We start from the raw sequence: 23,865 nt of genomic DNA on the forward strand, positions 1-23,865 counted from the left end.
TCGACTTCCAAGAGCCGAAGGGGCGCGCTACTGTGCACGTTCACAGAAGTATGACAAGGGGGATGGATGTATCCGGAGCGTCCGGCCGGTATCGCCTACGGCGGGGACTACAACCCCGAGCAGTGGCCGCGCGAGGTGCACGAGGAGGACGCGGCCCTGATGCGCGAGGCCGGGGTCAACCTGGTCAGCCTCGGCATGTTCTCGTGGGCGCTGATGGAGCCGGACGAGGGCCGGTACGAGTTCGGCTGGCTGGACGAGGTCGTCGACCGGCTGCACGCGGCCGGCATCGCGGTCGACCTGGCCACGCCCACCGCCGCGCCGCCCGCCTGGTTCACCGCCCGCCACCCGGACACGCTGCCCGTCGGCCGCGACGGCCTGCGCATCGGCTTCGGCGGCAGGCAGAGCGCCTGCTCCAGCGCCCCCGCCTTCCGCGAGGCCACCGCCCGCCTGGTGCGCGCGCTCGCCACCCACTACCGCGGCCATCCCGCCGTGGTCATGTGGCACGTGCACAACGAGTACGGGGCGCCGCTGGGGGAGTGCTACTGCGAGCACAGCGTCGCCGCCTGGCGCGACTGGCTCCGCCACACCTACCAGGACCTGGCCGCGCTCAACGAGGCCTGGGGCACCACGTTCTGGGGGCAGCGCTACACCGACTGGGCGCAGATCGACGCCCCCCGCCACAACCACACCGCCGTCAACCCCGCGCAGCGGCTCGACTTCGCCCGCTTCAGCGACGGCCAGCACCGCGAGCACTACGCGCTGCAGCGCGACATCCTGCGCGAGATCACCCCCGGCGTGCCGGTGACGACGAACTTCGCCGGCACCGTGAACTGCAAGTCGACCGACCTGTGGCAGTGGGCGCGCGAGCTCGACGTCGTCGCCAACGACCACTACCTGAAGGCCGAGCAGCCCGACAACCACATCGACCTGGCCATGTCCGCCGACCTCGCGCGCTCGGTCGCGGGCGGCGAGCCGTGGATGCTCATGGAGCACTCGGCCGGCGCGGTCAACTGGCAGCCCCGCAACATCGCCAAACGGCCCGGCGAGATGCGCCGCAACAGCCTCGCGCACGTCGCCCGCGGCTCCGACAGCGTGCTGTTCTTCCAGTTCCGCGCCTCCCGGTTCGGCGCGGAGAAGTTCCACTCGGCGATGGTGCCGCACGCCGGCACCGACTCCGCGCAGTGGCGCGAGATCGTCGAGCTCGGCGCCGACCTGCGCAAGCTCGCCGGCGTACGGGGCAGCCGGGTACGGGCCGAGGTGGCCGTGGTGTGGGACTGGGAGTCGTACTGGGCGCTCGAACTGGACTGGCGGCCGTCGGTCGACCTGCGGTTCCGGGAGCGGATCGACGCCTTCTACGAGGCGCTCTGGCGCGAGCACGTCACCGCCGACTTCGTCCACCCGTCCGCCGACCTGTCGCGCTACCGGCTGGTGATCGCGCCGAGCGCCTACCTGCTGACCGAGGCGTCGGCCAAGAACCTGCACCGGTACGTGGAAGCAGGCGGAAACCTCGTCGTCTCGTACTTCTCCGGCATCGTCGACGAGCACGACGTCATCCACCCCGGCGCCTACCCGGGCGCGCTCCGCGAGGTCCTCGGCCTGTCGATCGAGGAGTTCCACCCGCTGCGCGAGCACGAGACCGTCGCCGTCACCGGCGGGCTCGACGGCCGGATCTGGTCCGAGCGGATCCGCCTCGCCGGGGCCGTCGCCGAGCGGGACTTCGCCTCAGGGCCGGACGCCGGGCACCCCGCGCTCACCCGCCACGACCTCGGCGCGGGCACCGCGTGGTACCTGGCCACCGCCCCCGTCTCCGGCCTGCGCGACCTGCTGGCCGAGATGCTCGACCGCGCCGCCGTGACCCGGCCCCGCGGCCTGCCCGACACGCTGGAACTGGTCCGGCGCGGGCGTCATCTGTTCCTCATCAACCACGGCGACGAGCCGGTGACGGTCGAGGGGGTGACCGGCACGGGCGTGTTCGACGGGGCCTGCCACGACGGGCCGGTGACCGTCGCGGCCGGCGCCGTCACGGTCGTCGAGGAGCAATCCCCCCACCCCTAGGAGAGCACCACATGAGACGGTTACTGATCGCTCTGCTCTGCCTCGTCACCCTGGCCGCGGCGGCTCCCGCCGCCCAGGCCGAGCGGCGGCTGCCCATCCGCGGCGCCGACGTCTCCAGTCTCGCCAAGTCGGAGGCGCTCGGCGGCGTCTACCGGCACGCCGACGGCCGCCGCGGCGACCCGCTGGCCATCCTGGCCTCGGCCGGGCTCACCCACATCAGGCTCAAGGTCTGGGTGGACCCGGCCGACGGCTACAACACCAAGGCGCAGGTCCTGGCCGTCGCCAAGCGGGCCAAGAAGGCCGGGCTCCGGCTGCTCGTCGACTTCCACTACTCCGACACCTGGGCCGACCCCGGCAAGCAGTTCAAGCCCGCGGCCTGGGCGAACCTGCCGTTCGACGAGCTGGTGCGGGCCCTGCGCGCGCACACCTTCGACGTGCTGGACGCGCTGCGCCGCCAGGGCACCCCGGCCGACCTGGTCCAGGTCGGCAACGAGATCAACGGCGGCCTGCTGTGGCCCGACGGGAGCAACCAGAACTGGGCGAACACCGCCCGGCTGCTCAACGCCGGGTACGACGCGGTCAAGGCCGTCTCCCGGCACACCCGGGTGGTGCTCCACCTGGCCAACGGCGGCGACAACGGCCTGTACAGGTGGTGGTTCGACAACGCCGCCGCGCACGGCATCCGCTACGACGTGATCGGCCTGTCGTACTACCCGTACTGGCACGGCGCCCTGGAAGCCTTCCAGGCCAACATCGACGACGTCGCCACCCGCTACCGCAAGCCCGTGGCCGTCGTGGAGACCGGCTACCCGTTCACCACCGCCGACGACGACGGCTGGGAGAACCTCATCCTGTCGCCCGAGCCGTACCCCGGCTACCAGGCCACCCCGGCCGGGCAGGCCGCCCTGCTGAGCAAGGTCGCCGACATCGTACGGAACGTCCCGGACCGGCTCGGCCTGGGGCTGTTCACGTGGGAGGCCACCTGGACCGGCGTGCCGGGCAACGGCTGGGACCCGGCCGACCCGGCCAGCGGCAACGCCTGGGAGAACCAGGCCCTGTTCGACTTCGGCGACCGCGCCCTGCCCGCCATGCGGACGCTCGGCCGCGGCTAGCCGCCGGCCGCGGGACCGTACAGCTCGCGCAGGCACTCGCGGGCCAGCTGGAGCTCCTCGTGCGGTTCGACGAGGAGCACCGGCACCGCGGTGCCCGCCGGGCTGATCACACCGTCGTCGGGGCGGTTGCCGCCCACCGGCGGCTCGACGCCGAGCAGGCGCAGGCGGCGGCAGACCGCCTCGCGCACCTCGGGCTGGTTCCAGCCGATCTCCCCGGTGAACACCAGCGCGTCCAGGCGGCCCAGCGACGTCGCCGCGGCCGCGATCTCCCTGCTCACCCGGTGGCAGAACACCCGCAGGGCCAGCGCCGCGTCCTCGTCGCCGTCACGCTCGGCGGCGACGAGGTCGCGGGTGTCGCCGGACCTGCCGCCGGACAGGCCCAGCAGCCCCGACTCGCGTTCCAGCCCGTCGCGCACCTCGTCCAGGGTCAGCCGGCCGTCCAGCAGCCACAGCAGCAGGCCCGGGTCGACGCTGCCGGAGCGCTTGCTCATCGGCACCCCGTCCAGCGGGGTGAAGCCCATCGAGGTGTCCAGGCTGCGCCCGCCCGACACCGCGCACACCGACGCGCCGCCGCCCAGGTGGGTGAGCACCAGGCCCAGCTCCGTGACGGGCCGGCCGAGCAGCTCCGCCGCCCGGTCCACCGCCCACGCGTACGAAAGACCGTGGAAGCCGTAGCGGCGCAGCCCGTACTTCTCCCGCCACGCCCTCGGCAGGGCGTAGGCCGCGGCCGTGGCCGGCAGCCCGGCGTGGAAGGCGGTGTCGGGGCAGAGCACGTGCGGCACCGCGGGCAGCAGCTCGCGGGCCGCGTCCACCAGGGCCAGCGCCGGCGGCAGGTGCAGCGGCGCCAGGCCGGTGATCCCGCGCAGCGCCGCCACCAGCTCGTCGTCGGCCACGGCCGGCCCGGTCACCAGCGCGCCCCCGTGCACCAGCCGGTGCGCGACCGCGCCCACGTCCCGGTCCAGGTGGCGGCCCAGGAACTCCGACAGCTCGGCCCGCGCCGACCCCGGGTCCACCGCCCGCTCGCTCCGCGCGCTGTCGACGACCGCGCCCCCGTCGACGAGGTCGAGACGCAGGCTCGACGACCCGGCGTTGACCGTGAGCACCGCCGCGCCGGCCCACTCCTGACCCTGCTCCAGCATGCCTGACGCCCTACCCGGGGCCGTCCCGGCGACACTCTTTACATCCGCGGCCACCGGCGGAGTATGGTGCGCATGATCGGATTCGGCTATGTCCGCACCCCTCTGGGACAGATCCACTACGCCGAGTGCGGCACCGGTGAGCCGGTGCTGCTCCTCCACCAGACACCCCGCTCCTGGGACGAGTACCGCGAGGTCCTCCCACTGCTCGGCGCCGGCCATCGGGCGATCGCGATGGACACGCTCGGCTTCGGCGCCTCCGCGCCCCCGCCCGAGCACACCATCGAGGCGTACGCGGACGGGGTGCTCGCCCTCATGGACGCCCTCGGCCTGGACACCGCGGCGGTCGCCGGCCACCACACCGGCGGGGTGATCGGGGTCGAGGTGGCGGCCCGCGCGCCCGGACGGGTGACCCGGCTGGTGCTGTCGTCCACGCCCCTGATGGACGCCGAGGCCCGGCGGCGGCGGCTCGGCCGGCCCGTCGTCGACCACGTGACCGAGCGGGAGGACGGCTCCCACCTGATGGAGCTGTGGGTGGGCCGGGCCGGCTTCTACCCGCCGAGCCGCCCCGACCTGCTGGCCCGTTTCGTCCGCGACGCGCTCGCGGCCTGGCCCGACCTGGAGGGCGGACACCGGGCGGTCGCCGCCTACCGGATGGAGGACCGGCTCGGGCTGATCCGCTGCCCGGTCCTGTGCGTCGGCGCGGCCGAGGACCCCTTCGCCTTCCCCGAGCTCCGGCCGCTGACCGAACGGCTGCCGGGGGCGTCCGTCACGGTCATCCCGCACGGCATGGTGCCCCTGGAGTTCCAGGCGGCCGAGTTCGCCAGGGTGGTCCGATCATTCCTCGCCGGTGAGGAGTTTTGAGTGTCTTGCCCTTGGCAGTAACACCTTCTACTTTGCGACATATCGAGACATGCCGGGAGGCGGTACGCGTGGACCAGGTGCCCGAACAGGACAAGGAGACCCGGCAGGAACGAGCCGACCGCAACTTCGTCGAACTGCTGCAGGGCGCCCGGGTCGCGGTGACCGGGGTCCAGGTGTTGTTCGCCTTCCTGCTCACCGTGCCCTTCTCCCAGGGCTTCGAGCGGCTGAGCGCGTTCGACCGGTGGCTGTTCTACGTGGCGCTCGTGTCGGCCGCGCTGGCCTCCATCTGCTACATCGCCCCGGCCAACCAGCACCGGGTGCTGTTCCGCCAGGGATTGAAGGAGAAGCTGGTCCGCCGTTCGAACCGCTACGGCATCGCGGGCGCGCTCGCGCTGATCGTGTCCATGACGTCCGCGACCATGCTGGTGGTCGACTTCCTGTTCGACTCCACCCTGGCCTGGGGCACGGCGGGCGTGGTGGCCGCGCTGGCGGCGTGGGCGTGGTTCGGCCAGCCGGCGCTCGACCGGTCCGGCCAGCCCGGAGACACGGCGGACGAGGAGAGCGCGGGCCGCCACTCAGGAGGCGGAACCGGAGCCGGCGTCTGAGCGCCGGTGCGCGGCCCGCGCCACCACGTAGGAGGCCACCGACACGGTGATGATCTGAGCCACGGCCACGATGATCAGCGGCCCGGCCGTGGCCCAGGTCGGCTGCCGCAGCCACATCGCCAGCAGCACCAGCAGCACGCTGAGCACCTGCGGCTTGGTGGCCACGTGCATCCGGTCCAGGGTGGTGCGGAAGCGCACCATCCCGAACCCCGCCGACAACGCGAGCGCCGCCCCCGCCAGCAGGCAGACCGCCGCCGCCACGTCCAGCGCGCTCACTGCCCGCCCTCCGGGAAGAAGCGAGCCAGGGACACGGTGCCGACGAACCCGAGCAGCGACAGCACCAGCAGGACGGGCACGTCGGCGTAGTCGCCGTAGACGGCCGCGTAGGCGCCCGCGCCGCACATCGCCAGCGACGTGATCACGTCCAGCGACACCGCCCGGTCCAGGGTGGTCGGGCCCCGCCCCAGCCGGAAGAGCGCCGCCGCCGCGCCGACGCCGAGCATCACCAGCGTCACCAGGTACACCGTGGTCATCGGATTCCTCCGAGGAGACCCCCGCCTTCAGGCGGGGGAGGAATCGGACCCCTGCCGAGCAGGACAGGGGCAGCCGATTCGCCGTCAGGCGAAACGGCGTCTCGAACACACACGCGATACTTGGCTGATCGCGCGCTAAGATCTGCGGCGTGGCGCAGACCGTGAAGCGGGCCTACAAGTACCGCTTCTATCCGACCCCCGGGCAAGCTTGCGAGCTTGCCCGGACGTTCGGCTGCGTCCGCCTCGTCTACAACAAGGCGCTGGAGGAACGCACCCGCGCCTACACCCTGGAAGGCAAGCGCGTCTCCTACGCGGAGTCGTCGGCGATGCTGACGCGATGGAAGCGCAGCGGCGCGTTCGACTTCCTGTCCGAGGTGTCGTCGGTGCCGCTGCAGCAGGCGCTGCGGCACTTGCAGGCCGCGTTCGCGAACTTCTTCGCCAAGCGCGCCAAGTACCCGGCGTTCAAGAGCAGAAGGAAGTCGCGGGCGTCGGCGGAGTACACCCGCTCGGCGTTCCGCTGGCGCGAGGGCCGGTTGACGCTGGCCAAGATGGACGCGCCGCTGGACATCGTGTGGTCGCGCCCGCTGCCCGAGGGCGCCGAGCCGTCCACGGTGACCGTGAGCCGGGACGCGGCCGGGCGCTGGTTCGTGTCCCTCCTGGTGGAGGAGAAGATCAGCTCCCTGCCGCCTGTCGCGTCGAACGTGGGGATCGACGCCGGAATCACCGCACTGGCCACACTGTCCACCGGCGAGAAGATCGTCAACCTTCGGCACGAGCGGCGGGACCGGCGCAAGCTGGCCAAGGCTCAGCGGGCGCTGGCCCGCAAGGAGAAGGGCTCGGCCAACCGCACCAAGGCCAGGCTGAAGGTGGCCAAGGTGTACGCCCGGATCGCCGACCGCAGAAGGGATCACCTGCACCAGGTCACGACACGGCTTGTTCGCGAGAACCAAGTGATCGCCGTGGAAGACCTGACCGTCCGCAACCTGGTCAAGAACCACAGTTTGGCTCGGGCCATCTCCGACGCGAGCTGGCGGGAACTGCGCTCGATGCTGGAGTACAAAGCCCGCTGGTACGGCCGCACGCTGGTGGCGGTGGATCGCTGGTTTGCCTCCAGCAGGCTGTGTTCGGTGTGCGGCGCGCTGCGGGAGAAGATGCCGCTGCACGTCCGGGTATGGCAGTGCGCTTGCGGCGCGGTCCACGACCGGGATGTGAACGCGGCCAGGAACGTGCTCGCCGCCGGGCTGGCGGAGAGCTGAAACGCCTGTGGAGCTGGTGTGAGACCTCAACGAGAGTCCTCTCGGGCGGGCAACCGGCGGTGAAGCAGGAACCCTCACGGGCGACCGTGGGAATCCTCCTCGTTTACGAGGGGGAGGAAGTCAATCCAGCTCCTTCCGATCGGCGCGCGTGCCGAACGCCGTCACGATCCGTCTCTCCAGCGCGGCCACCTCGAGCCGGGTCAGCTCGGCCACCTCCTCCTCGGCCTCGGGCCGGCCGAGCACGTGGATGGTCAGCTCCCGCCGCTCCCGGTCGGCCGCCAGCACGAGACTGCCCGGCACCGTCGTCACCGCCACCATGATCATCACGGTCATGGCCTCCGACGAGGTGCGCACCGGCACCTGCACGACCGCGGTCGGCGGCGAGGCCGACCGCAGCACCCAGAACACCACCCGCGCCGTCGACAGCACCAGGTCGAGCAGGAACCAGGCGAGGAACCGCAGGAACGGCAGCGGCCGCAACCGGATGCCAGGATCGAGCACCGGCAGCGGCAGCAGCCACGTCACCACGGCCCCCGCGACCAGCCCGCCCAGTACGGTGCCGAACGTCAGCTCGCCCCAGAGCATCACCCAGATCAGCGCCAGCCAGCCGACCAGCGCCAGCGGCACCGGCCGCCCGAACGGCCGCGGCGCCGACCAGTCGCGCCCGCTCCGCCCCTCCGCCTCCTGCCGCGTCATCCCGCCGCCCCCAGCACGGCCGTGATGTACGGCTGCCGCTCCATCAGCTCCCCGGCCACCCGCTCGGCCAGCGACGACAGCGGCCCGGCCAGCACCGTGTAGGCCAGGCCCAGCACCACCAGCGCCGCGGCCGGCCCGTACAGGCCGGGGGTCGCCGCCGGGCTCCGCTCCACCGCCTCCTCGCCGGCGTCCGGCCGGCTCTCGCCCTCCACCTGCGCCCCGCGCCAGAACGCCTTCCCCCACACCTTCGCCACCGCGTACAGCGTGAGCAGACTCGTCACCAGCGCGGCCGTGACCAGCGCGATCGGCAGCGGGCCGCCCACCTCCAGGCCCGCCTGGATCAACGCCAGCTTGCCCAGGAAGCCGGACATCGGCGGGATGCCCGACAGGTTCATCGCCGGGATGAAGAACAGCACCGACAGCAGCGGCGCGTTGCGCATCAGCCCGCCCAGCCGGTTCACCGACGTGGTGCCCGAGCGCCGCTCGATCAGCCCGGCCACCAGGAACAGGCTCGTCTGCACGGTCATGTGGTGGACCGCGTAGAAGACGGCCCCCGCCAGCCCCGCCACGGTCGCCAGCCCCACCCCCATCACCATGTAGCCGACATGGCTGACCAGGGTGAACGACAGCATCCGTTTGATGTCGGCCTGCGCCACGGCGCCCAGCACGCCCAGCACCAGCGTGGCCAGCGCCGCCCAGAGCAGCAGCGTCGCCACCGGCCCGCCGGGGAACAGCAGCGACTCCAGCCGGAAGATCGCGTACACGCCCACCTTCGTGAGCAGCCCGGCGAACACCGCCGTCGCCGGGGCGGGCGCGGTCGGATAGGAGTCGGGCAGCCAGCCGGACACCGGGAAGATCGCCGCCTTGATCGCGAACGCCAGCAGCAGCAACAGCTCCACCAGCAGTTTCACCTGCGGCGTGAGGTCCGCGAACCGCTCGGCGACCTGCGCGATCGAAAGCGTCCCGGTGGCCGCGTACACGATCGCCAGCGCGACCAGGAACAGCATCGACGACATCAGCGCCATGACCGTGTACGTGGCCCCGGCCCGGATCCTGGACTCGGTGCCGCCGAACGTGAGCAGCACGTACGAGCCGCTCAGCAGCATCTCGAACGCCACGAACAGGTTGAACAGGTCACCCGTCAGGAACGCGTTCGCCACCCCGGCCAGCATCACCAGGAACGCCGGGTGGAAGATCGCCATCGGGGCGACGTCCTCCTGACGGTCATAGGCGCTGACCACCGAGTAGATCATGACGCACAGCGTCACCGCCGACGAGGTGACCAGCATGAGCCCGGACAGCCGGTCGGCCACCAGCGTGATCCCGATCGGCGACTCCCAGCCGCCGATCCGCGCCACCATCGGGCCGTGCGTGTCGACCTGGACGAGCAGGATCGTCGACACCGCCAGGTTCACCGCCAGCGCGCTGATGCTGATCACGCCCTGCAGGTGCCGCAGCCGGGCGCCGATGGCCAGCTTGATCCCGGCCGCGAGAAGCGGGAGCAGCACCGGGATCGGGATCAGCGCCTCCACTACTCGTCGCCCTCCAGCTCGGGGTCGAGCGCGAGCGCCTGGCGCTCCCGCTCGGCCCTGATGGCCCGCCGCATCTGCTTGCGCGCCTCACGCTGGCGGGCCTTGAGCCGGCGGCGGTCGATCCGCCGGTGCGCCAGCCGCTCACCCCTGGTCGGCTCGCTCCGCAGCTCGGCGCGCTGCTCGGCGACCAGCCGGTCGTACTCCGCCTGCCGGGTCCGCACCCGCTCACCCAGCTGGCCGCGCCGGGCGCGCAGCCGCACCCAGCGGTCCTCGGTGTCGTCGCTCACCTCGTCGGAGCCGCGCAGCTGCCAGGCCCGGTGCACCATCGCCAGCAGGAACGCGGTGACGGCCAGCGTGATCACGATCGCGGTCAGCACCATGGCCTGGGGGAGCGGGTCGGCCATCCGGTCCGGCTCGGTCCGGCCGAGCAGCGGCGGGGCGCCGGCGTCGCCACCGGTGGTGACGATCAGCAGGTTGACCCCGTTGCCGAGCAGGATCACGCCCGCCAGCACCCGGACCAGGCTCCGCTCCAGCAGCAGCGTCACCCCGGCGGCCACGAGCAGCCCGCACACGATCAGCGGCACCAGCGAGATCGTCATGACGCCTCGACCTGCTCGTCGACCTCGGCCCCCAGCGCCCGCAGCACGTCCTGCACCATTCCCACCACCGTCAGATAGATCCCCAGATCGAACAGGAGCACCGTGGACAGGTGCAGGGTCCCGACCAGCGGCACCGTCACGTCGGCGGCCAGCATGCGCAGCGCGTCCCCGCCGAACACCAGCCCGGCCAGCGCCGTCCCGACCGACAGCGTGAGCCCGGCCCCGAGCAGCACGCCCGGGTGCATCGGCACCGCCCTGGCCAGCTCGTCGCGCCCGCCCGCCAGATAGCGGACCGTGATGGCGAGCCCCGCCACGATCCCGCCCGAGAACCCGCCGCCGACCCGGCCGTGCCCGACGAACAGCAGGAACACCGAGAGCACCAGGATCGTGTGGAAGGTCAGCCGGGCGGCCACCTCGAAGGCGAGCGCCCGGTCGTGCTCCGGCAGCGACGACGCCAGCCACGGCCGGCCGGGCCGCGGCCCTGCGGGCCTCCTGTCGATCGCGTACGAGGTGCGCCGCAGATAGACCAGGCTGGTGACGCCCAGCGTGAGCACCACCAGCACGGTGCTCTCGCCCATCGTGTCCCAGGCCCGGATGTCGAGCAGCAGGGCGCTGACGATGTTGCCCGCTCCGGCCCGCTCCGCGGCCCCGGCCATGAGCTCACCGACCGGCCGGGCCTGGCGGGCGTCCATCGCCAGCATGCCCGCCACGACCACCACCGCCCCGGCCGCGAGGCCGATGCCGAGCCGGAGCGGGAACGGCAGCCTGGCCGGGACCGGCGGGTTCGACACCCGCCGCAGCACCAGCACGAACATGACCAGGCTGAGCGTCTCGGCCAGGAACTGGGTCAACGCCAGGTCGGGGGAGCCGTGGGTGAGGAACAGCAGCGCGACCCCGTACCCGGTCAGACCGCACGACAGGGCGAGCAGCAGGTAGCTGTGGGCGCGCAGGGCGAGCACCGCCGCGGCCGCGATGAGGAGGGCGAGCAGCGGCTGCTCGGCCCGCTGCCACCAGACTACCGAGGTGTCCAGCGAGAGCGGCGGCCCGTACGACAGCGCGAGCATCCCGACACCGGCCAGGGTGGCGAGCGTGAGCAGCACGTAATCGGGCACCGAGCCGCGCTGGATCACACCGGTCACCTGCAGCGCTCCCCGGTCCGTCCGGCGCAGCGCGTGCCAGAACGCCACGCCGGAGTCGGTGATGTGCAGCGCCGTCCCCAGCCGTGCGACCGGCTCGCGCACCAGGAACAGCAGCACGCCGACCGTCAGCGCCAGCAGCGACAGCAGCAGCGGCGGCCCCACCCCGCTCCAGATCGCCAGATGGGCGCCGTGCCCCGGGTCGGGGAAGGCGCCCCAGTAGCCCTTCATCGCCGTCTCGTACCAGCCCGCCAGCGGCGCCAGGACCAGCCCCAGCCCGGCCAGCAGCGCGGCCGGCGCCACCATGAGCACCGGCGGCCGCTTCACCCGCGACGGCCGCCTGCCCCGCTTCGCGGCGAACGCCCCCCACAGGAACCGCAGGGTGTACGCGGCGGTCAGCGCCGACCCGGCCACCACCGCCGTCAGCACCAGCGGGTCGTCCAGCAGCGAGTCGAGCGCCGCCTCCTTGCCGACGAACCCGGCCAGCGGCGGCAGCCCCGCCATCGACGCCCCGGCCAGCACCGCCGCCCCGCACGTCCACGGCATCGTCCGGCCCAGCCCGCTCAGCCCGCGCAGGTCACGCCGCCCCGCGGCCCGGTCCACCACCCCCACCACCAGGAACAGCGCCGCCTTGAACAGCGCGTGCGCGAGCAGCATCGCCACCCCCGCCAGCGCGGTCGCGCCGGTGCCCGCCCCGAACAGCACGATCAGGAAGCCGAGCTGGCTGACCGTGCCGTACGCGAGCAGCTTCTTCAGATCGGTCTCCCGCAGCGCCCGCCAGCCGCCCAGCAGCATCGTCACCGCGCCCAGCGGCACCGCGACCGCCCGCCACACCGTCACGTCGCCGAACGCCGGGCCCAGCCGGGCCAGCAGGTAGACGCCCGCCTTGACCATCGCCGCCGCGTGCAGGTAGGCCGACACCGGCGTCGGGGCGGCCATCGCCGCGGGCAGCCACGCGCTGAACGGGAAGATCGCCGACTTGGCCAGCGCGCCGGTCAGCACCAGCACCAGCGCCACCGGCGTGACCTGCGGCGGGTCGGCGAGGATCGCCGAGATCCGGTACGTTCCCGCGGCCTGGCCGACGATCACGAACCCGGCCAGCATCGCCAGCCCGCCCAGCGTGGTGACGACCAGCGCCTGCATGCCGGCCCGCCTGCTCGCCCGGTCTTCCGGGTGGTGCCCGATGAGCAGGTACGAGAAGACCGTCGTCAGCTCCCAGAACACGTACAGCAGCAGCAGGTCGTCGGCCGTGACCAGGCCCAGCATGGCCCCCGCGAACCCCGTCATGACCGCGCCGTAGCGCCCCAGCCCGGCGTCACCCGAGCCGAAGTAACGCGCGCTGTAGACCATGACCAGGGCGCCGACGCCCGTCACCAGCGCCATCATGAGCAGGCCGAGCTCGTCGGCGCGGAACGACAACGTCAGGCCGAGCGCGGGAGCCCACGGCCGGGCCGACGGCTCAGGGCCCACCAGGGCATAGCAGAACCCCGCCGCCGGAGCCGCCGCGAGCAGCAGCATCGCACTCCGCCCGAACCGCCGGACCAGCCAGGGAGCGCAGAGCGCGGCCGCCGCATGGAGGACGAGCAGCGGCTCCATCCATCAGCCCGAGTTGGTCAGACGGCCGCCGACCTCGTCACTCAGCCGCGCGAGCGACTCGTCGAGCATGCCGCGCACCTCGTCGGAACGCTCGCGCGGCGTCTCCTCGGCAGGCTCGTCCATCAGGGAGATGTGCACCGTCACCTCGCTCGTGCCACTGCCGGCGTCCGAGACCTGCAACCAGCCCGCGTACTCCGGATGATCGCGACCGCCCCACTCTACTCTCAGCTGCTCTTCTTGAACACGGAACAAACCCTCGTGCCCGCCCTCACCGGGCACCGCGTCCCCGCCCGCCTCCACCGTGTTCGGCCCGCTGTCACGCACCCACAGGCCGTGCGGCAGCCACCGGTTCATCAGCGTGAGATCCGACGCGACCCCGAACACCACCCCGCTCTCAGCCGGCATGCCACGTGTCGCCTCGTACTCGGCCATCGGAACCCCCGCTCGTTCTCCTGCACCCCGCATGCCCCGGCCACCCCACGGCAAACCGGCCCCTCGCCGTTCAGGCGTGCACAAGTGACGGTGTGACAAAGTGAGGCCATGTCCGAGACGCTTCCCCGGTCCGTCCCCGAAGCCGTGGCCGCCGAGCTGGCCGGGCGACCGCTGCGCTACCTCTACTTCTGGGGCCACCGGCCCGCCCGCGACGGCGGCCCCGGCCGAGGATGCCTCAGCCAGTGGTGGCCCGCCGAGTTCACCGAGGACGGCCGGCACTACCGGTCGGCCGAGCACTACATGATGGCGCACAAGGCGCTCCTCTTCGGCGACGAGGCGGCGGCCGAGAAGATCCTCGCCGCGGCCCACCCCGGCGAGGCGAAGAAGCTCGGGCGCTCCGTCGGCGGCTTCGAGGAGGAGACCTGGGCCGCCCACCGCTACGAGATCGTGGTCAGGGGCAACCTCGCCAAGTTCGGCCGGCACGCCGACCTGAGGGACTTCCTGCTGGGAACCGGCGGCCAGGTGCTGGTCGAGGCCAGCCCGCTGGACCGGGTGTGGGGCATCGGCCTGGCCGCCGACGATCCGGGCGCCGCCTCACCCGCCACCTGGCGCGGGCTCAACCTCCTCGGCTTCGCCCTCATGGACGTCCGCGACGCCCTGTCCCGCTCCCGCTGACCAGCCGGTTACCCGGCAGTTCAGCAGGCAGATCGACTTCTGGATCGGCGGGGGGCCGACCCAGAGATCGGCGGAGAGGCCGATTCAGAGATCGGCGGGGAGGTCGGCGCCCGGCACCGTGCACGCCAGCGCCGCCACTCCCGCCGCGAACGTCGCCGCCTTCCGCGCCGCCGCCAGGTCCAGCCCGCCCAGCCGGCCGCCGAGCAGCCCGCGCCCGTCCAGCCAGTGCAGCAGCCCGGCCGTGAACGCGTCGCCCGCGCCCACCGTGTCCACCACGTCCACCGCTGGGGCCGGCACCTCGGCACGCGCCCCGGCGAGCGACACCAGCGCCCCGGCGGGCCCCTTCGTGACCACCACCAGCCGGGCGCCGGCCGCGTGCCACTCGTCGCACACCCGCTCCACCGGCTCGCCGGGACGCAGGAACTCGAGGTCCTCGTCGCTGAGCCTGAGCACGTCGGCGAAGCCGCACCACCGCTCGACCGCGTACGCCTCCCGCGTCGCCAGGCTCGGCCGCACGTTGGGATCCACCGACACCGTGACCCGCCCCGCTGCCGCCGCCGCGAACGCCTCCACCACGTCCCGCCCCGGCGGCCTGACCAGCGCGAGCGACCCGGTGTGCAGACACCGCGCGCCGTCCAGCACCGGCCCGGCCAGCTCCCGCTCCGTCCACTGCCAGTCGGCGGTGCCCTCCGCGTGGAAGCCGTACCGCGCCCGGCCGTCCTCGTCCAGCCCCGCCACCGCGAGCGTGCTCGGCTCACTCGCCTCGACCGCGTACGAAAGATCCACCCCGGCCAGCCGCTCCCGGAACAGCTCCCCGAACACGTCACCCGACAAGCGCCCCAGAAACCGCACCGGCGTACCGAGCCTGGCCAGCGCCGCCGCCGTATTGGCCGGCCCACCCCCCGGCAGCACCCGCAACGTCAACCCATCCGCCCGCCGATCCGCGAACGCGTCCGCCACACACTCACCCAGCACCGCGATCACCCCACCACCCTCTCACGCCACCTCATCGCACGCGCACGAGCACAAGGCACCCGCCCCCCAATCCCGAACCCCGCGCCACCCACCCGCGCCGCCGACCCGTGCCACCCACTCGCCGGCCTGCCCTAGGGTTGCGCCGATGACCACCCAAACCCTCAGACGTACGGAGAAGACCGGTGACATCCAGTCCCCGGACGTACGGAGAAGGCGGGTGACCGACCAGAGCCCCGGAAGTAAGTAAAGGCCGGTGACCGTCGAGGTCACCGGCCCTTTGGGGGATGCCGGGTCAGTCTGTCGTGAGGGCGTCGAGCAGGTCGCCGACGGTCGCGTCGGGCAGGGCCCTGGCGACCTCGGCGAGGGCGACGATCCCGACGAGCTTGTGACCGTCGATCACCGGCAGCCGGCGCACCTTGTGCGCGGCCATGGTGCGCAGGATCTCCCGCGCGTCGTCGTCGGCGCCGATGGTGACGGCCTCGCCCTGGGCGAGCTCGCCGGCCAGGCAACTGTCCGGGTTCTTGCCCGCGGCCAGCACCTTGACGACGATGTCGCGGTCCGTCAGCATCCCCTTGAGCCGGTCGTCGGTGCCGCAAATGGGGAGCGAACCGACGTCCAGCCGCGCCATCTTCTCAGCCGCGATCTTCACGGTTTCGTCGGCGTTCACGCACTCGGCGTCGGCCGTCATGATTTCTCGTGCGGTCGGCATGGCCTACCTCCATCGATCCGGGGACCCTCGCCGCCTGCCCCGCACTCCGCCGCCGAAACGGCCTCAGGTCCGGACAGTGGTGAGGGCCACGGTGGTGTAGCCGGCGGTGAACGCGCCCCCGGCCTCGTCGATGGCGGCCCCGAGGCCCGCCAGCAGTTCGTCCTTCGTGTCCTGCGGGAACCGGCTGTATCCGCCGGAGGTGGGCACCGAGTCCAGCCACTCGTCGCGGGTGTAGCGCCGCTCCCACTCGAAGCGCCACTCCTCCGGCTCGCCGAAGGCGCCCGCGGCGCGGATCCCGTGGGAGGCCTTGCCGAGCAGCACCGAGTATCCGTCCTTGACCGGCTTGGCCAGCATCGGCAGTTCGGGCACCACCCGCCGGTGGACCGCGGCGAAGGCGTCGGCCAGGTCGGGCGGCGGCTGGACCACGTTCCAGAACACCGCCAGCCGGCCGCCGGGCGGCAGCACCTCGGCCGCCTTGGCCGCGCCCGCGACCGGATCGATCCAGTGCCAGGTCTGCGCGGCGATGACCGCGTCGAAGGCGCGACCGGCGGGATCCCAGGTCTCGAAGGCCGACACTTCAATGTCGAAACCGTCGCGCCGGGCGAACTCGGCCATCCGGGCGTCGACCTCGACCCCGACGACCCGGCACCCCGCCGCCCGGAACTGGCGGGCGGCGATGCCGGTGCCGAGGCCGACGTCCAGGACGCGGGGGCCGGGGCTGCCCGCCACGATCCGGTCCACGAGGGCATCGGGGTAGCGCGGGCGCGCCCGGTCGTAACGCTCGGGGTCGGCGCCGAACGACTCCGCCATATGGCGGTGCTGATGAGGTTCGGACGGGTCACGCGCAGCTATAGTGGGCATGCGCCCACCATAGTGGGCAAGCGCCCACTCGTCCACCGAGTCCGACGAAAGGAAGCACATGCCGACCGGGGTGGCCCTGCGCGATCCGCGCGAGCAACTGTTCGAGGCCGCCGAGCGCGTCCTGCTCAGAGACGGACCGCACGCGCTGACCAGCCGGGCGGTCACCACGGAGGCCGGCTGCGCCAAGGGCGTGCTGCACCGCCACTTCGCCGACTTCGACGCCTTCCTCGCCGAACTGGTACGCGACCGCGTCGTCCGGACCGAGGCCCAGGGCGACGCCCTCCTCCGCGCCGCCGGGACCGGCACGGTGGTCGGCAACCTGACCGGCGTGCTGACGGAGCTGTTCGGGTCGGTCGCGGTGGCGATCGTCAGCCTGCTCATCTTCCGCGACGACCTGCGCACCCGGCTCCGCCAGACCACACCCACCGGCATCCCCATCCTGACCGAGGCCGCAGCCATGATCGCCGCCTATCTCGCCCGCGAACGCGAACTGGGCCGCCTCGCCGCCGACGCCGACGTGGACGTCCTCGCTCCCACCTTGATCGGCTCCGCGCACCTGATCCACGCCGACCGCACCGCCGGCCCCCCGGACCCCGAAGCAGTCCGCAAGGCCGTCACCACGATCATCGGCGGCGTCGTACGAGAGAGCTAGCTGTCCTGGCTGCGGACGTCGGCGGGGTCGTACGAGAGGTCGGCGGACCGCCTCGGAGGTCGGCGACGTCGTGCGAGAGCTGGCTGTCCTGGCCACGGATATCGGTGGGTCGTACGAGAGCTGGCTGTACCGGCTGCGGACGTCGGCGGGTGGTAGGAGAGTTCGTTGCACCGGCCTCGGACGTCGGCGGGGTCGTGCGAGAGCCGGCTGTGCCGGATACGGATATCGGGGTTGTACGAGAGCTACCCGCTGTACTACCGCGAAAGCGCAGGCGGCTCAACTCAGGCGGGCAAACGGAGGCCGGATCGGCGTCTGCCGGATCAACGCAGACCAGCTACGCGCAGACCAGCTACGCAGGCCAGCTACGCGCAGACCAGGCCGACGCATGCCAGGTCAGCGCCGGGCCGGGCCGGGCTGAACGCGAGCAGGGGCCGTAAGAAGCGGCCGGAGACGCGCGAGCCCCGTCAGCGGAGGCCGGTGAAGAGGTCGTCCTCGTGTGCCGGGGTGTTGACCCGGCTCATCGCGCGGGTGAACGCCTCGTGGGAGAACACCTGCTGCTGGGCCTCGGGGGGCATGCGCAAGGGGAAGATGTTCTCGCCCTGGCTGGCGTGCGCCTCCAGGGCCTTGAGCTTGCGGTCGACGTAGGCGGAGACGTCGACGACGGCGGTGACCAGCTCGTCGGGGGTGCCGAAGTCGTCGCCCGGCTCGAAGTCCACCTCGACGCCCGACTCGCGCAGGGTGGCCGCCATGTTCTTGATCGCGGAGCGGGGGATGGCCGTGTAGTAGAGCTTGGCGGGGACGCCGCTGTCGTCGGTGGCGGCGACGGCGATGCGGTGGGCCTGGACGTGGTCAGGATGGCCGTAGCCGCTGCCGCCCGTCTCGTCGTAGGTCACCACGACCTGCGGCTGGTAGTGGGCCATCAGCTCCGACAGCCGGGCGGCCGCCGTCTCCACCGGGACGTTGGCGAAGGCGTCGGGGTGGTCGTTGGTCGACCAGCCCGCCATGCCGGAGTCGCGGTAGCCGAGCAGCTCGACATGCTCGATGCCGAGATGGTCGGCCGAGGCGCGCAGCTCGGCCAGGCGCCGCCGGGCGACGTCGTCGGCGTCGTGGCCGGGCTCGCCGGGCTTCACCCCGCCGGGGCCGTCGCCCTGCTCGCCGTTGGTGCAGGTGACCAGGACGGTGCGGACGCCCTCGGCGGCGTATCGGGCGAGCACCCCGCCCGTGCTCAGGCACTCGTCGTCGGGGTGGGCGTGCACGGCCATCAAGGTCAGTCTGCGATCCATGGCCGAAACCCTACTCGGCGCCGCCGACATTCCCCCGAGAGGCGAGTCAGGCGGTGGCGAGTTCGGCGTCGGCGCGGGCGGTGATGGCGGCCGGCACGCGTCCGGCAGGCCCTCGTCGAGCGCCTGCCGGACGCGTTCGACGCCATCCCGGCGAGCCTGTCCCTCGCCGCGCCGTGAAGGTCACTCCGCCCGGGTCAGGCGCGCCGCCTCCTCGTGCGCGGCCGCCGCGGCGGCGCGGTCGCCGATCGCCTCGGCCAGGGCCGCCTGCTTCAGCCAGTTGAACGGGCTGCACGGCCGCACGTGCACCCGCTCGCTCACCAGCACCCGCGCGAGGTCGTGCCGCCCGCCCCGCAGCGCGGACTCCAGCAGCGTCTTCTGCACCGCGTCACGCTGCGCATGGCTGCCGCCGAACTCGTTCACCCGGTGCCTGATCGGATGGAGGAGGTCGACGACCCGGTCGTGGTCGCCCCGCCCGTAGGCCACCAGCGCCCGGCACACCGGCAGCCCCACCCGCTCGGTCATCGCCTGGTTGCTGACTCCGGGCCGCGGCTCGCGCACATAGGCCTCCCGCGCCGCGATGAGCCGCTCCGCCTCGCCGATGCGGCCGGCTCCCACGTACGCCATGACCGCGTGCATGTCGTTGAACGCGTAACACGCCTCGTCCATCTTGGCCGGCCACGCGTCCGCCAGCGCCCGCCACCGGTCGTGCCGCGTGTCGCCCTCGAGGTAGAGCCGCCACAGCAGGGCGGAGGCGTCGAGCAGCTGCATCGCGGTCTCGCCGTCGGACATCACCGCGTCGTGGATGTCGAGCGCCCGGCCGGTGTCGCCGCGCTCCAGCGCGAACAGCGCGTAGTGCCACCAGGTGTGCACGTTGAGGAACGTCCCGGTGGACCAGTCGCCGACCCGCGCGTCGAGGAAGCGGCTCCCGTCGCCGAAGCGTCCCTGCATCTCGTACGTGTGCGCGACCGCGTGGACGCCCCACACGTCGTACCGGTTCAGCTCGACGGCCCGCAGCCCGACCTCCTCGGACCGGTCGTAGTGACCGGCCTCCTCCAGCCCGAACGCGTACATCCCGAGCAGGTGACCGTAGTGCGGGTCGTCGTGGTGCCAGGCGCTGAGCGCGCCGCCGATCCGGTCGCGCAGGGAGCGGGCGTCGCCGGTGAAGAAGTCGATCTGGTGCCCGGCGGCCAGGGCGAGCAGGTCGCGCGGGTACTGCTCGGAGATGCGCGCCAGCAGCGTGCCGCAGCGGGTGAAGTCGCCGCCGAGCAGCGCGCCGACGGCCTCGGCGTGCGCCCGCTCGCGCGGCGACCACGCCGTGGGGTCCGTACGGCCGAGGAAGGCGGCGAAGCGTTCCCTGGCCGTGCGGGCGTGCGCCGGCTCGGTGGTGAGCAGCCCGAGGTAGGCGCTCAGCACCTGGGCCATGGGGAAGTCGGGCGCCTCGGCCAGCGCGGCGGACGTCTCGGTGTCGACCTCGGCGCGGAAGTGCAGCAGCGCGTCGACCGCGCGGTCGTAGTGACGGGCGGCGGCCCGCCCTGCCCCGCTCAGGGCGAGCCCCTGCCGGTCGGCGATCATCCGGGCGTCAGTCGTCATGCAGGCACTATAGGCAACCCGCCTCGGGTGTCAGCGGGTGTGCCGGGCGATGACCGCGCGGCCCATCGCCGGGTCGTCGCAGAAGGCGCCGTCGACGCCCAGCTCCAGCATCCGGGCCAGGAAGCCCATCACGTCGCCGGTGGCGCGCGGGTGGGCGGGGCTCGCCGGGTCGCCCAGCCGGTAATCAGCGGGGAGCTGGGAGTTCTCGTTGCGGACGGTCCACACGTGCACGTCCAGCCGCGCCCGGTGGGCGTCACGGACCAGGGTCGTCGGCTCCCCGGTGCGTCCGCCGGCGTCGACGGGCAGCACCCGCCGGGTGTCGACGCCGATGCCGTCGGCGTACTTGGCGACCTCGCGCAGGCCGGCCGGGGTGACCATGTCGTCGTAGGTGCGGCCGTCTCCGGCGGCGGCCCAGTCGTAGGGGGCGCCGCTCGCGCCGATGAGCTGGATGAGCGGCAGCCGCGTCCGGCGGGACAGCTCGCGCAGGTTGGCGGTCTCGAACGACTGGATGTACGCCTCGCGCACGCGGTTGCGCTCCAGCGTCTCCAGCAGCGGCTCCTCCAGTGACAGGCCGATGGAGTCGAAGTACGTCGGGTGCTTGGTCTCCGGGTAGACGCCCACGCCGTGCCGCAGCGCGAGCTCGACGACCTCCTGGAACGTGGGGATCTCGGCCAGCCCGTCGAAGGCGGTGTTGTCCGGGCGCAGGTCGGGCACCCGCTCCTTGGCCCGCAGGGTCTTCAGCTCGGCGAGCGTGAAGTCCTCGGTGAACCAGCCGGTCACCTGGCGGCCGTCGATCGTCTTGGTGGTGTGCCTGGCGGCGAACTCCGGCCGCCCGGCCACGTCGGTGGTCTGCGAGATCTCGTTCTCGTGCCGGGCGACGAGCACGCCGTCGCCGGTGGAGACGAGGTCGGGCTCGATGTAGTCGGCGCCCATCGCGATCGCGGCCTCGTACGAGAGCAGCGTGTGCTCGGGGCGGTGGGCACTGGCGCCGCGATGGCCGATGACCAGGGGCGGCTGGGCGCGGCGGCCGCGGTCGGCGGCCGTCGCGGCGGAGGTCGATGAGGTCGCCACGAGGGCGACGGTACCGGCCGAGAGCACGGCCAGCACACTCGCGATCAGGCTGCGGATGCTCATGCGCGAACGGTAGACCCGCCGGGTGGCCCCGTCATGGCGGCGAGGCGGACGGGAGGGGGACTTCCGGTTTTTACTTGAATGAGTTACTGTTTACTTATGCAAGTAAGAAAGCGGACGTTCACCGGGGACGCGAGGCGCGCGCAGATCATCGCCGCGACCATCGAGACCCTCGGGCGGCTCGGCTACGGGCAGACCTCGTTCGCGAAGATCGCCGAGCGGGCGGAGCTGAGCAGCACGCGGCTGATCTCCTACCACTTCGCCGGCAAGGACGAGCTGATGGCCGCCGTGGTCGGGCACGTGCTCGGCGAGCTCGGGCGGTTCATGCACGAGCGGGTGAGCGCGCAGCCCGACGCCCGCGGCCGGCTGCGCGCCTACATCGGCGGCATCGTCGCGTACAACGCCGCGCACCGCGACCAGATGGAGGCCCTCATGACGATCTTCCTCAGCCACCCGGGAGAGGCCGGCTCCTACGGTCCGCAGGAGGAGAAACAGACCCTCGGCCACCTGGAGGCGATCCTGCGCGACGGCCAGGAGCGGGGGGAGTTCCGCCCGTTCGACCCGTTCGTCATGGCCGCCACGATCCAGCGCTCGCTCGACGGCCTGCCGTTCCTGCTGCGCGCCAAGCCCGATCTGGACCTGGAGCTGACGGCGCGTGAGCTGGAGACGACGTTCGACCTGGCCACCCGGGCGGGCCCATGACGAGGCGATGGCCGACGATCGTGGCCGCACTCGGCGCCCCCGTCGTGCTGTACTACGGGCTGCGCGCCGCCGGGGTGAGCGTCCAGGTGGCGCTGCTGGCCGACACGCTGCTGTCGGCCGCCGTCACCGCCCGCACCCTGCTGCGCGAGCGCCGGCTCGACGGGCTGAGCGCGTTCTTCACCGCCATGCTCGCCGTCGCGGTGGTGATCTCGCTGTTCAGCGGCGACGAGCGCATGCTGCTGGCCAAGGAGGGCTGGGTCACCGGCGCCGCCGGCCTCTGGTTCCTGGCCTCGATCAGGATGTCCAGGCCGCTCGCCTACGCGTTCACCCGGCCCCTGCTGGAGCGCCGCTACCCGGTCGGGCCGGTGCGCGAGCGGTGGGAGGTCTATTGGGAGCGGCTGCCCCGCTTCCGCCGGATCTGGCGGGTGTCGTCCGTCATCTGGGGTGTCGCGCTGCTGCTCGACGCGGCCGCGCGGGTGGCCATGGCCTACATGCTGCCCGCCGACACGGTGCGGGTGGCGGGGACTCTGCTGTACGTGGCCGCCACCCTCATCACCATGATCATCACGAATGTCCACTACATCATGAGCGGGCTCTTCAACAGCTGGAGCAGCCTGTACGAGCCGCTCAGGAAAGAGAGGCTCGCATGAGCACCCGCATCGCGCCCATCGGCATCGCCGTCGCGGCCACCCTCGCCATCTGGGTCGTGGCCGTCCCGATCGCCGGCGTCGAGCTGGCCGCCCGCACCGGAGCCGCACTCACCGAGGTCGGGCCGGTTGCGGTGGTGGTCGCCACCGTCGTGGCGGGGCTGGCCGGCTGGGGGCTGCTGGCCCTGCTCGAACGCCTCACCCGGCGCGCCCGCACCCTGTGGACCTGGATCGCCGCCGTCGTCCTCGTGCTCTCGCTGGCCGGCCCGCTCGGCGGGGTGAACCCGGCCTCGCAGATCACCCTCGCCCTGATGCACCTGGCCGCCGGAGCGGTGATCATCCTCGGCATGCGCGGCACGGAACGCGCCGTGGAACCACGGCCAACGACGCGCTGAGTCCGCGCACTTTGGCGCGGTCGCGGGTGCGGGCGCCGGGCTACGTTCCCCTGGTGCACGCCCCGGCAGGCAACCGCCTCGGCCGCCGGAGGGGTGCCGATCCCCGCGGCGACCGTCCGCGGGGCCACCCTTTCCAGAAGGAGACCCTTCATGTCCATGCCTTCGACCGCGTCGCGCCGTCTGCGCATCGCCTCCACCCTGGTGGTGGCAGCGGCGGCGGGCGCGCTGCTGGCAGGGAACACCGTGGCCGCCGAGGCCGCGCCGCCCGAGGTGATCAGTCGCTGGAACAACGAGCTGGTCCACGTCAACTCGATCAGCCCGTCGTTCAACCAGGCCATCTTCAGCGGGCCGTACACCGTCAGCGTCAAGCTGACGGCCGAGAACACGGGCAACACGGCGATCCAGTACACCTGCCTTGTCAGCGCCGAGGCGGGCGCCGACACCGACCACGCGTTCGTCACGCTGCCGCCGCACTCGCAGCAGACCGTGGCGCTCAACGTGGTGCACAACTTCACCGGCAACGGGCTGTTCACGTTCGCGTGCACCAAGCCCTCGGGCACCTCGACGGTCCGGATGAAGCAGATCAAGATCACGGGGATCAAGGTCAACTCGGTGAACAACGCGCCGTTCTAACCAGCGGTGTCAATCAGGGCCGGAGGCGAAGGCGCCTCCGGCCCGTTCTCATGCCCGGAT

Annotated in this window: 24 protein-coding genes and 1 pseudogene; 11 read left to right on the forward strand and 14 right to left on the reverse strand. The window is 72.6% G+C overall.

Going from position 1 to position 23,865, the window contains the following annotated elements:
- Nucleotides 1-66: 66 nt before the first annotated feature.
- A complete protein-coding gene (locus ACGFI7_RS27820; protein ID WP_393409632.1) occupies nt 67-2,055 on the forward strand; it encodes a beta-galactosidase in 1,989 nt (662 codons plus the stop codon).
- Between the two features lie 11 nt (nt 2,056-2,066).
- Nucleotides 2,067-3,167, forward strand: coding sequence for an arabinogalactan endo-beta-1,4-galactanase (locus ACGFI7_RS27825; RefSeq protein ID WP_393409634.1), 1,101 nt, complete (start codon nt 2,067-2,069; stop codon nt 3,165-3,167).
- On the opposite strand, the gene ACGFI7_RS27830 is transcribed toward ACGFI7_RS27825, so the two are convergent.
- Entirely contained in the window at nt 3,164-4,306 is a 1,143-nt protein-coding gene (locus tag ACGFI7_RS27830; protein WP_393409636.1) for an acetate/propionate family kinase, read from the reverse strand. The two genes, ACGFI7_RS27825 and ACGFI7_RS27830, sit on opposite strands and share 4 nt — an antisense overlap.
- 72 nt (nt 4,307-4,378) lie before the next feature.
- Here ACGFI7_RS27830 and ACGFI7_RS27835 point away from each other — a divergent pair, with 72 nt between their 5' ends.
- Both ACGFI7_RS27835 and ACGFI7_RS27840 read left to right on the forward strand, forming a co-directional pair.
- Nucleotides 4,379-5,167: an alpha/beta fold hydrolase gene (locus tag ACGFI7_RS27835; protein ID WP_393409637.1), complete on the forward strand. Its 789-nt coding sequence runs from the start codon at nt 4,379-4,381 to the stop codon at nt 5,165-5,167.
- Nucleotides 5,168-5,235: 68 nt separating this feature from the next.
- Nucleotides 5,236-5,772, forward strand: coding sequence for a DUF6328 family protein (locus tag ACGFI7_RS27840; protein WP_393409638.1), 537 nt, complete (start codon nt 5,236-5,238; stop codon nt 5,770-5,772).
- On the opposite strand, the gene ACGFI7_RS27845 is transcribed toward ACGFI7_RS27840, so the two are convergent.
- Entirely contained in the window at nt 5,743-6,048 is a 306-nt protein-coding gene (locus ACGFI7_RS27845) for a cation:proton antiporter (RefSeq protein WP_393409639.1), read from the reverse strand. The two genes, ACGFI7_RS27840 and ACGFI7_RS27845, sit on opposite strands and share 30 nt — an antisense overlap.
- Nucleotides 6,045-6,305 carry a monovalent cation/H+ antiporter complex subunit F gene (locus tag ACGFI7_RS27850; protein ID WP_393409640.1) on the reverse strand — a complete coding sequence of 87 codons (261 nt, stop codon included), beginning with the start codon at nt 6,303-6,305 and terminating at the stop codon, nt 6,045-6,047. The genes ACGFI7_RS27845 and ACGFI7_RS27850 overlap by 4 nt, the downstream gene beginning before the upstream one ends.
- A gap of 149 nt (nt 6,306-6,454) precedes the next feature.
- Here ACGFI7_RS27850 and ACGFI7_RS27855 point away from each other — a divergent pair.
- Nucleotides 6,455-7,647 (forward strand): annotated as a pseudogene (locus ACGFI7_RS27855) (RNA-guided endonuclease InsQ/TnpB family protein); the annotation flags it as partial.
- 34 nt (nt 7,648-7,681) lie between these two features.
- On the opposite strand, the gene ACGFI7_RS27860 reads toward ACGFI7_RS27855, so the two are convergent.
- Genes ACGFI7_RS27860 through ACGFI7_RS27880 form a run of 5 tightly spaced genes read right to left on the reverse strand, consistent with a single transcriptional unit; the run spans nt 7,682 to nt 13,552 of the window.
- On the reverse strand, nt 7,682-8,257 hold the full coding sequence (locus tag ACGFI7_RS27860; protein ID WP_393409641.1) for a Na+/H+ antiporter subunit E: 576 nt from the start codon (nt 8,255-8,257) through the stop codon (nt 7,682-7,684).
- On the reverse strand, nt 8,254-9,789 hold the full coding sequence (locus tag ACGFI7_RS27865) for a Na+/H+ antiporter subunit D (protein ID WP_393409642.1): 1,536 nt from the start codon (nt 9,787-9,789) through the stop codon (nt 8,254-8,256). The genes ACGFI7_RS27860 and ACGFI7_RS27865 overlap by 4 nt, the downstream gene beginning before the upstream one ends.
- Nucleotides 9,789-10,388: a Na(+)/H(+) antiporter subunit C gene (locus ACGFI7_RS27870; protein WP_393409644.1), complete on the reverse strand. Its 600-nt coding sequence runs from the start codon at nt 10,386-10,388 to the stop codon at nt 9,789-9,791. Before ACGFI7_RS27870 ends, ACGFI7_RS27865 begins: the two co-directional genes overlap by 1 nt.
- Entirely contained in the window at nt 10,385-13,120 is a 2,736-nt protein-coding gene (locus tag ACGFI7_RS27875; RefSeq protein ID WP_393409646.1) for a Na+/H+ antiporter subunit A, read from the reverse strand. The genes ACGFI7_RS27870 and ACGFI7_RS27875 overlap by 4 nt, the downstream gene beginning before the upstream one ends.
- A gap of 3 nt (nt 13,121-13,123) precedes the next feature.
- Entirely contained in the window at nt 13,124-13,552 is a 429-nt protein-coding gene (locus ACGFI7_RS27880) for an SRPBCC family protein (protein ID WP_393409648.1), read from the reverse strand.
- Between the two features lie 108 nt (nt 13,553-13,660).
- Between ACGFI7_RS27880 and ACGFI7_RS27885 the strand changes: the two genes are divergently transcribed.
- Nucleotides 13,661-14,227 (forward strand): NADAR family protein, encoded by a 567-nt coding sequence (locus ACGFI7_RS27885; RefSeq protein WP_393409649.1) that lies wholly within the window; start codon nt 13,661-13,663, stop codon nt 14,225-14,227.
- A gap of 84 nt (nt 14,228-14,311) precedes the next feature.
- On the opposite strand, the gene ACGFI7_RS27890 is transcribed toward ACGFI7_RS27885, so the two are convergent.
- The 3 genes from ACGFI7_RS27890 to ACGFI7_RS27900 all read right to left on the reverse strand — a co-directional run bounded on the left by ACGFI7_RS27890 (nt 14,312) and on the right by ACGFI7_RS27900 (nt 16,772).
- The gene (locus tag ACGFI7_RS27890; RefSeq protein ID WP_393409651.1) at nt 14,312-15,211 is read right to left on the reverse strand and encodes a carbohydrate kinase; all 900 of its coding nucleotides are present in this window, start codon (nt 15,209-15,211) and stop codon (nt 14,312-14,314) included.
- A 283-nt stretch (nt 15,212-15,494) separates the two neighbouring features.
- Nucleotides 15,495-15,911, reverse strand: coding sequence for a CBS domain-containing protein (locus tag ACGFI7_RS27895; RefSeq protein WP_393409653.1), 417 nt, complete (start codon nt 15,909-15,911; stop codon nt 15,495-15,497).
- 63 nt (nt 15,912-15,974) lie between these two features.
- Nucleotides 15,975-16,772 carry a class I SAM-dependent methyltransferase gene (locus tag ACGFI7_RS27900; protein WP_393409655.1) on the reverse strand — a complete coding sequence of 266 codons (798 nt, stop codon included), beginning with the start codon at nt 16,770-16,772 and terminating at the stop codon, nt 15,975-15,977.
- Nucleotides 16,773-16,830: 58 nt separating this feature from the next.
- Here ACGFI7_RS27900 and ACGFI7_RS27905 point away from each other — a divergent pair, with 58 nt between their 5' ends.
- Nucleotides 16,831-17,424, forward strand: a complete 594-nt coding sequence (locus ACGFI7_RS27905) for a TetR/AcrR family transcriptional regulator (protein WP_393409656.1) — start codon at nt 16,831-16,833, stop codon at nt 17,422-17,424.
- A 464-nt stretch (nt 17,425-17,888) separates the two neighbouring features.
- Here the strand turns inward: ACGFI7_RS27905 and ACGFI7_RS27910 are convergent, their stop codons facing one another.
- The 3 genes from ACGFI7_RS27910 to ACGFI7_RS27920 all read right to left on the reverse strand — a co-directional run bounded on the left by ACGFI7_RS27910 (nt 17,889) and on the right by ACGFI7_RS27920 (nt 21,431).
- The gene (locus tag ACGFI7_RS27910; RefSeq protein ID WP_393409657.1) at nt 17,889-18,707 is read right to left on the reverse strand and encodes a PIG-L family deacetylase; all 819 of its coding nucleotides are present in this window, start codon (nt 18,705-18,707) and stop codon (nt 17,889-17,891) included.
- 180 nt (nt 18,708-18,887) lie between these two features.
- Nucleotides 18,888-20,297 (reverse strand): tetratricopeptide repeat protein, encoded by a 1,410-nt coding sequence (locus ACGFI7_RS27915; protein ID WP_393409658.1) that lies wholly within the window; start codon nt 20,295-20,297, stop codon nt 18,888-18,890.
- Between the two features lie 30 nt (nt 20,298-20,327).
- Nucleotides 20,328-21,431 (reverse strand): glycerophosphodiester phosphodiesterase family protein, encoded by a 1,104-nt coding sequence (locus ACGFI7_RS27920; protein ID WP_393409659.1) that lies wholly within the window; start codon nt 21,429-21,431, stop codon nt 20,328-20,330.
- Nucleotides 21,432-21,527: 96 nt separating this feature from the next.
- Here ACGFI7_RS27920 and ACGFI7_RS27925 point away from each other — a divergent pair, with 96 nt between their 5' ends.
- The 4 genes from ACGFI7_RS27925 (at nt 21,528) to ACGFI7_RS27940 (ending at nt 23,805) form a co-directional block, all read left to right on the forward strand.
- The gene (locus tag ACGFI7_RS27925) at nt 21,528-22,130 is read left to right on the forward strand and encodes a TetR/AcrR family transcriptional regulator (RefSeq protein ID WP_393409661.1); all 603 of its coding nucleotides are present in this window, start codon (nt 21,528-21,530) and stop codon (nt 22,128-22,130) included.
- Nucleotides 22,127-22,780 (forward strand): VC0807 family protein, encoded by a 654-nt coding sequence (locus ACGFI7_RS27930; RefSeq protein WP_393409663.1) that lies wholly within the window; start codon nt 22,127-22,129, stop codon nt 22,778-22,780. Before ACGFI7_RS27925 ends, ACGFI7_RS27930 begins: the two co-directional genes overlap by 4 nt.
- Complete coding sequence (locus tag ACGFI7_RS27935) at nt 22,777-23,172, forward strand: DUF6069 family protein (RefSeq protein ID WP_393409664.1); 396 nt, start codon at nt 22,777-22,779, stop codon at nt 23,170-23,172. Before ACGFI7_RS27930 ends, ACGFI7_RS27935 begins: the two co-directional genes overlap by 4 nt.
- Before the next feature lie 150 nt (nt 23,173-23,322).
- A complete protein-coding gene (locus ACGFI7_RS27940; protein WP_393409666.1) occupies nt 23,323-23,805 on the forward strand; it encodes a hypothetical protein in 483 nt (160 codons plus the stop codon).
- Nucleotides 23,806-23,865: the final 60 nt, after the last annotated feature.

The organism is Nonomuraea sp. NPDC048826 (assembly GCF_043198225.1).
In the GTDB taxonomy this organism is placed as follows: Bacteria; Actinomycetota; Actinomycetes; order Streptosporangiales; family Streptosporangiaceae; genus Nonomuraea.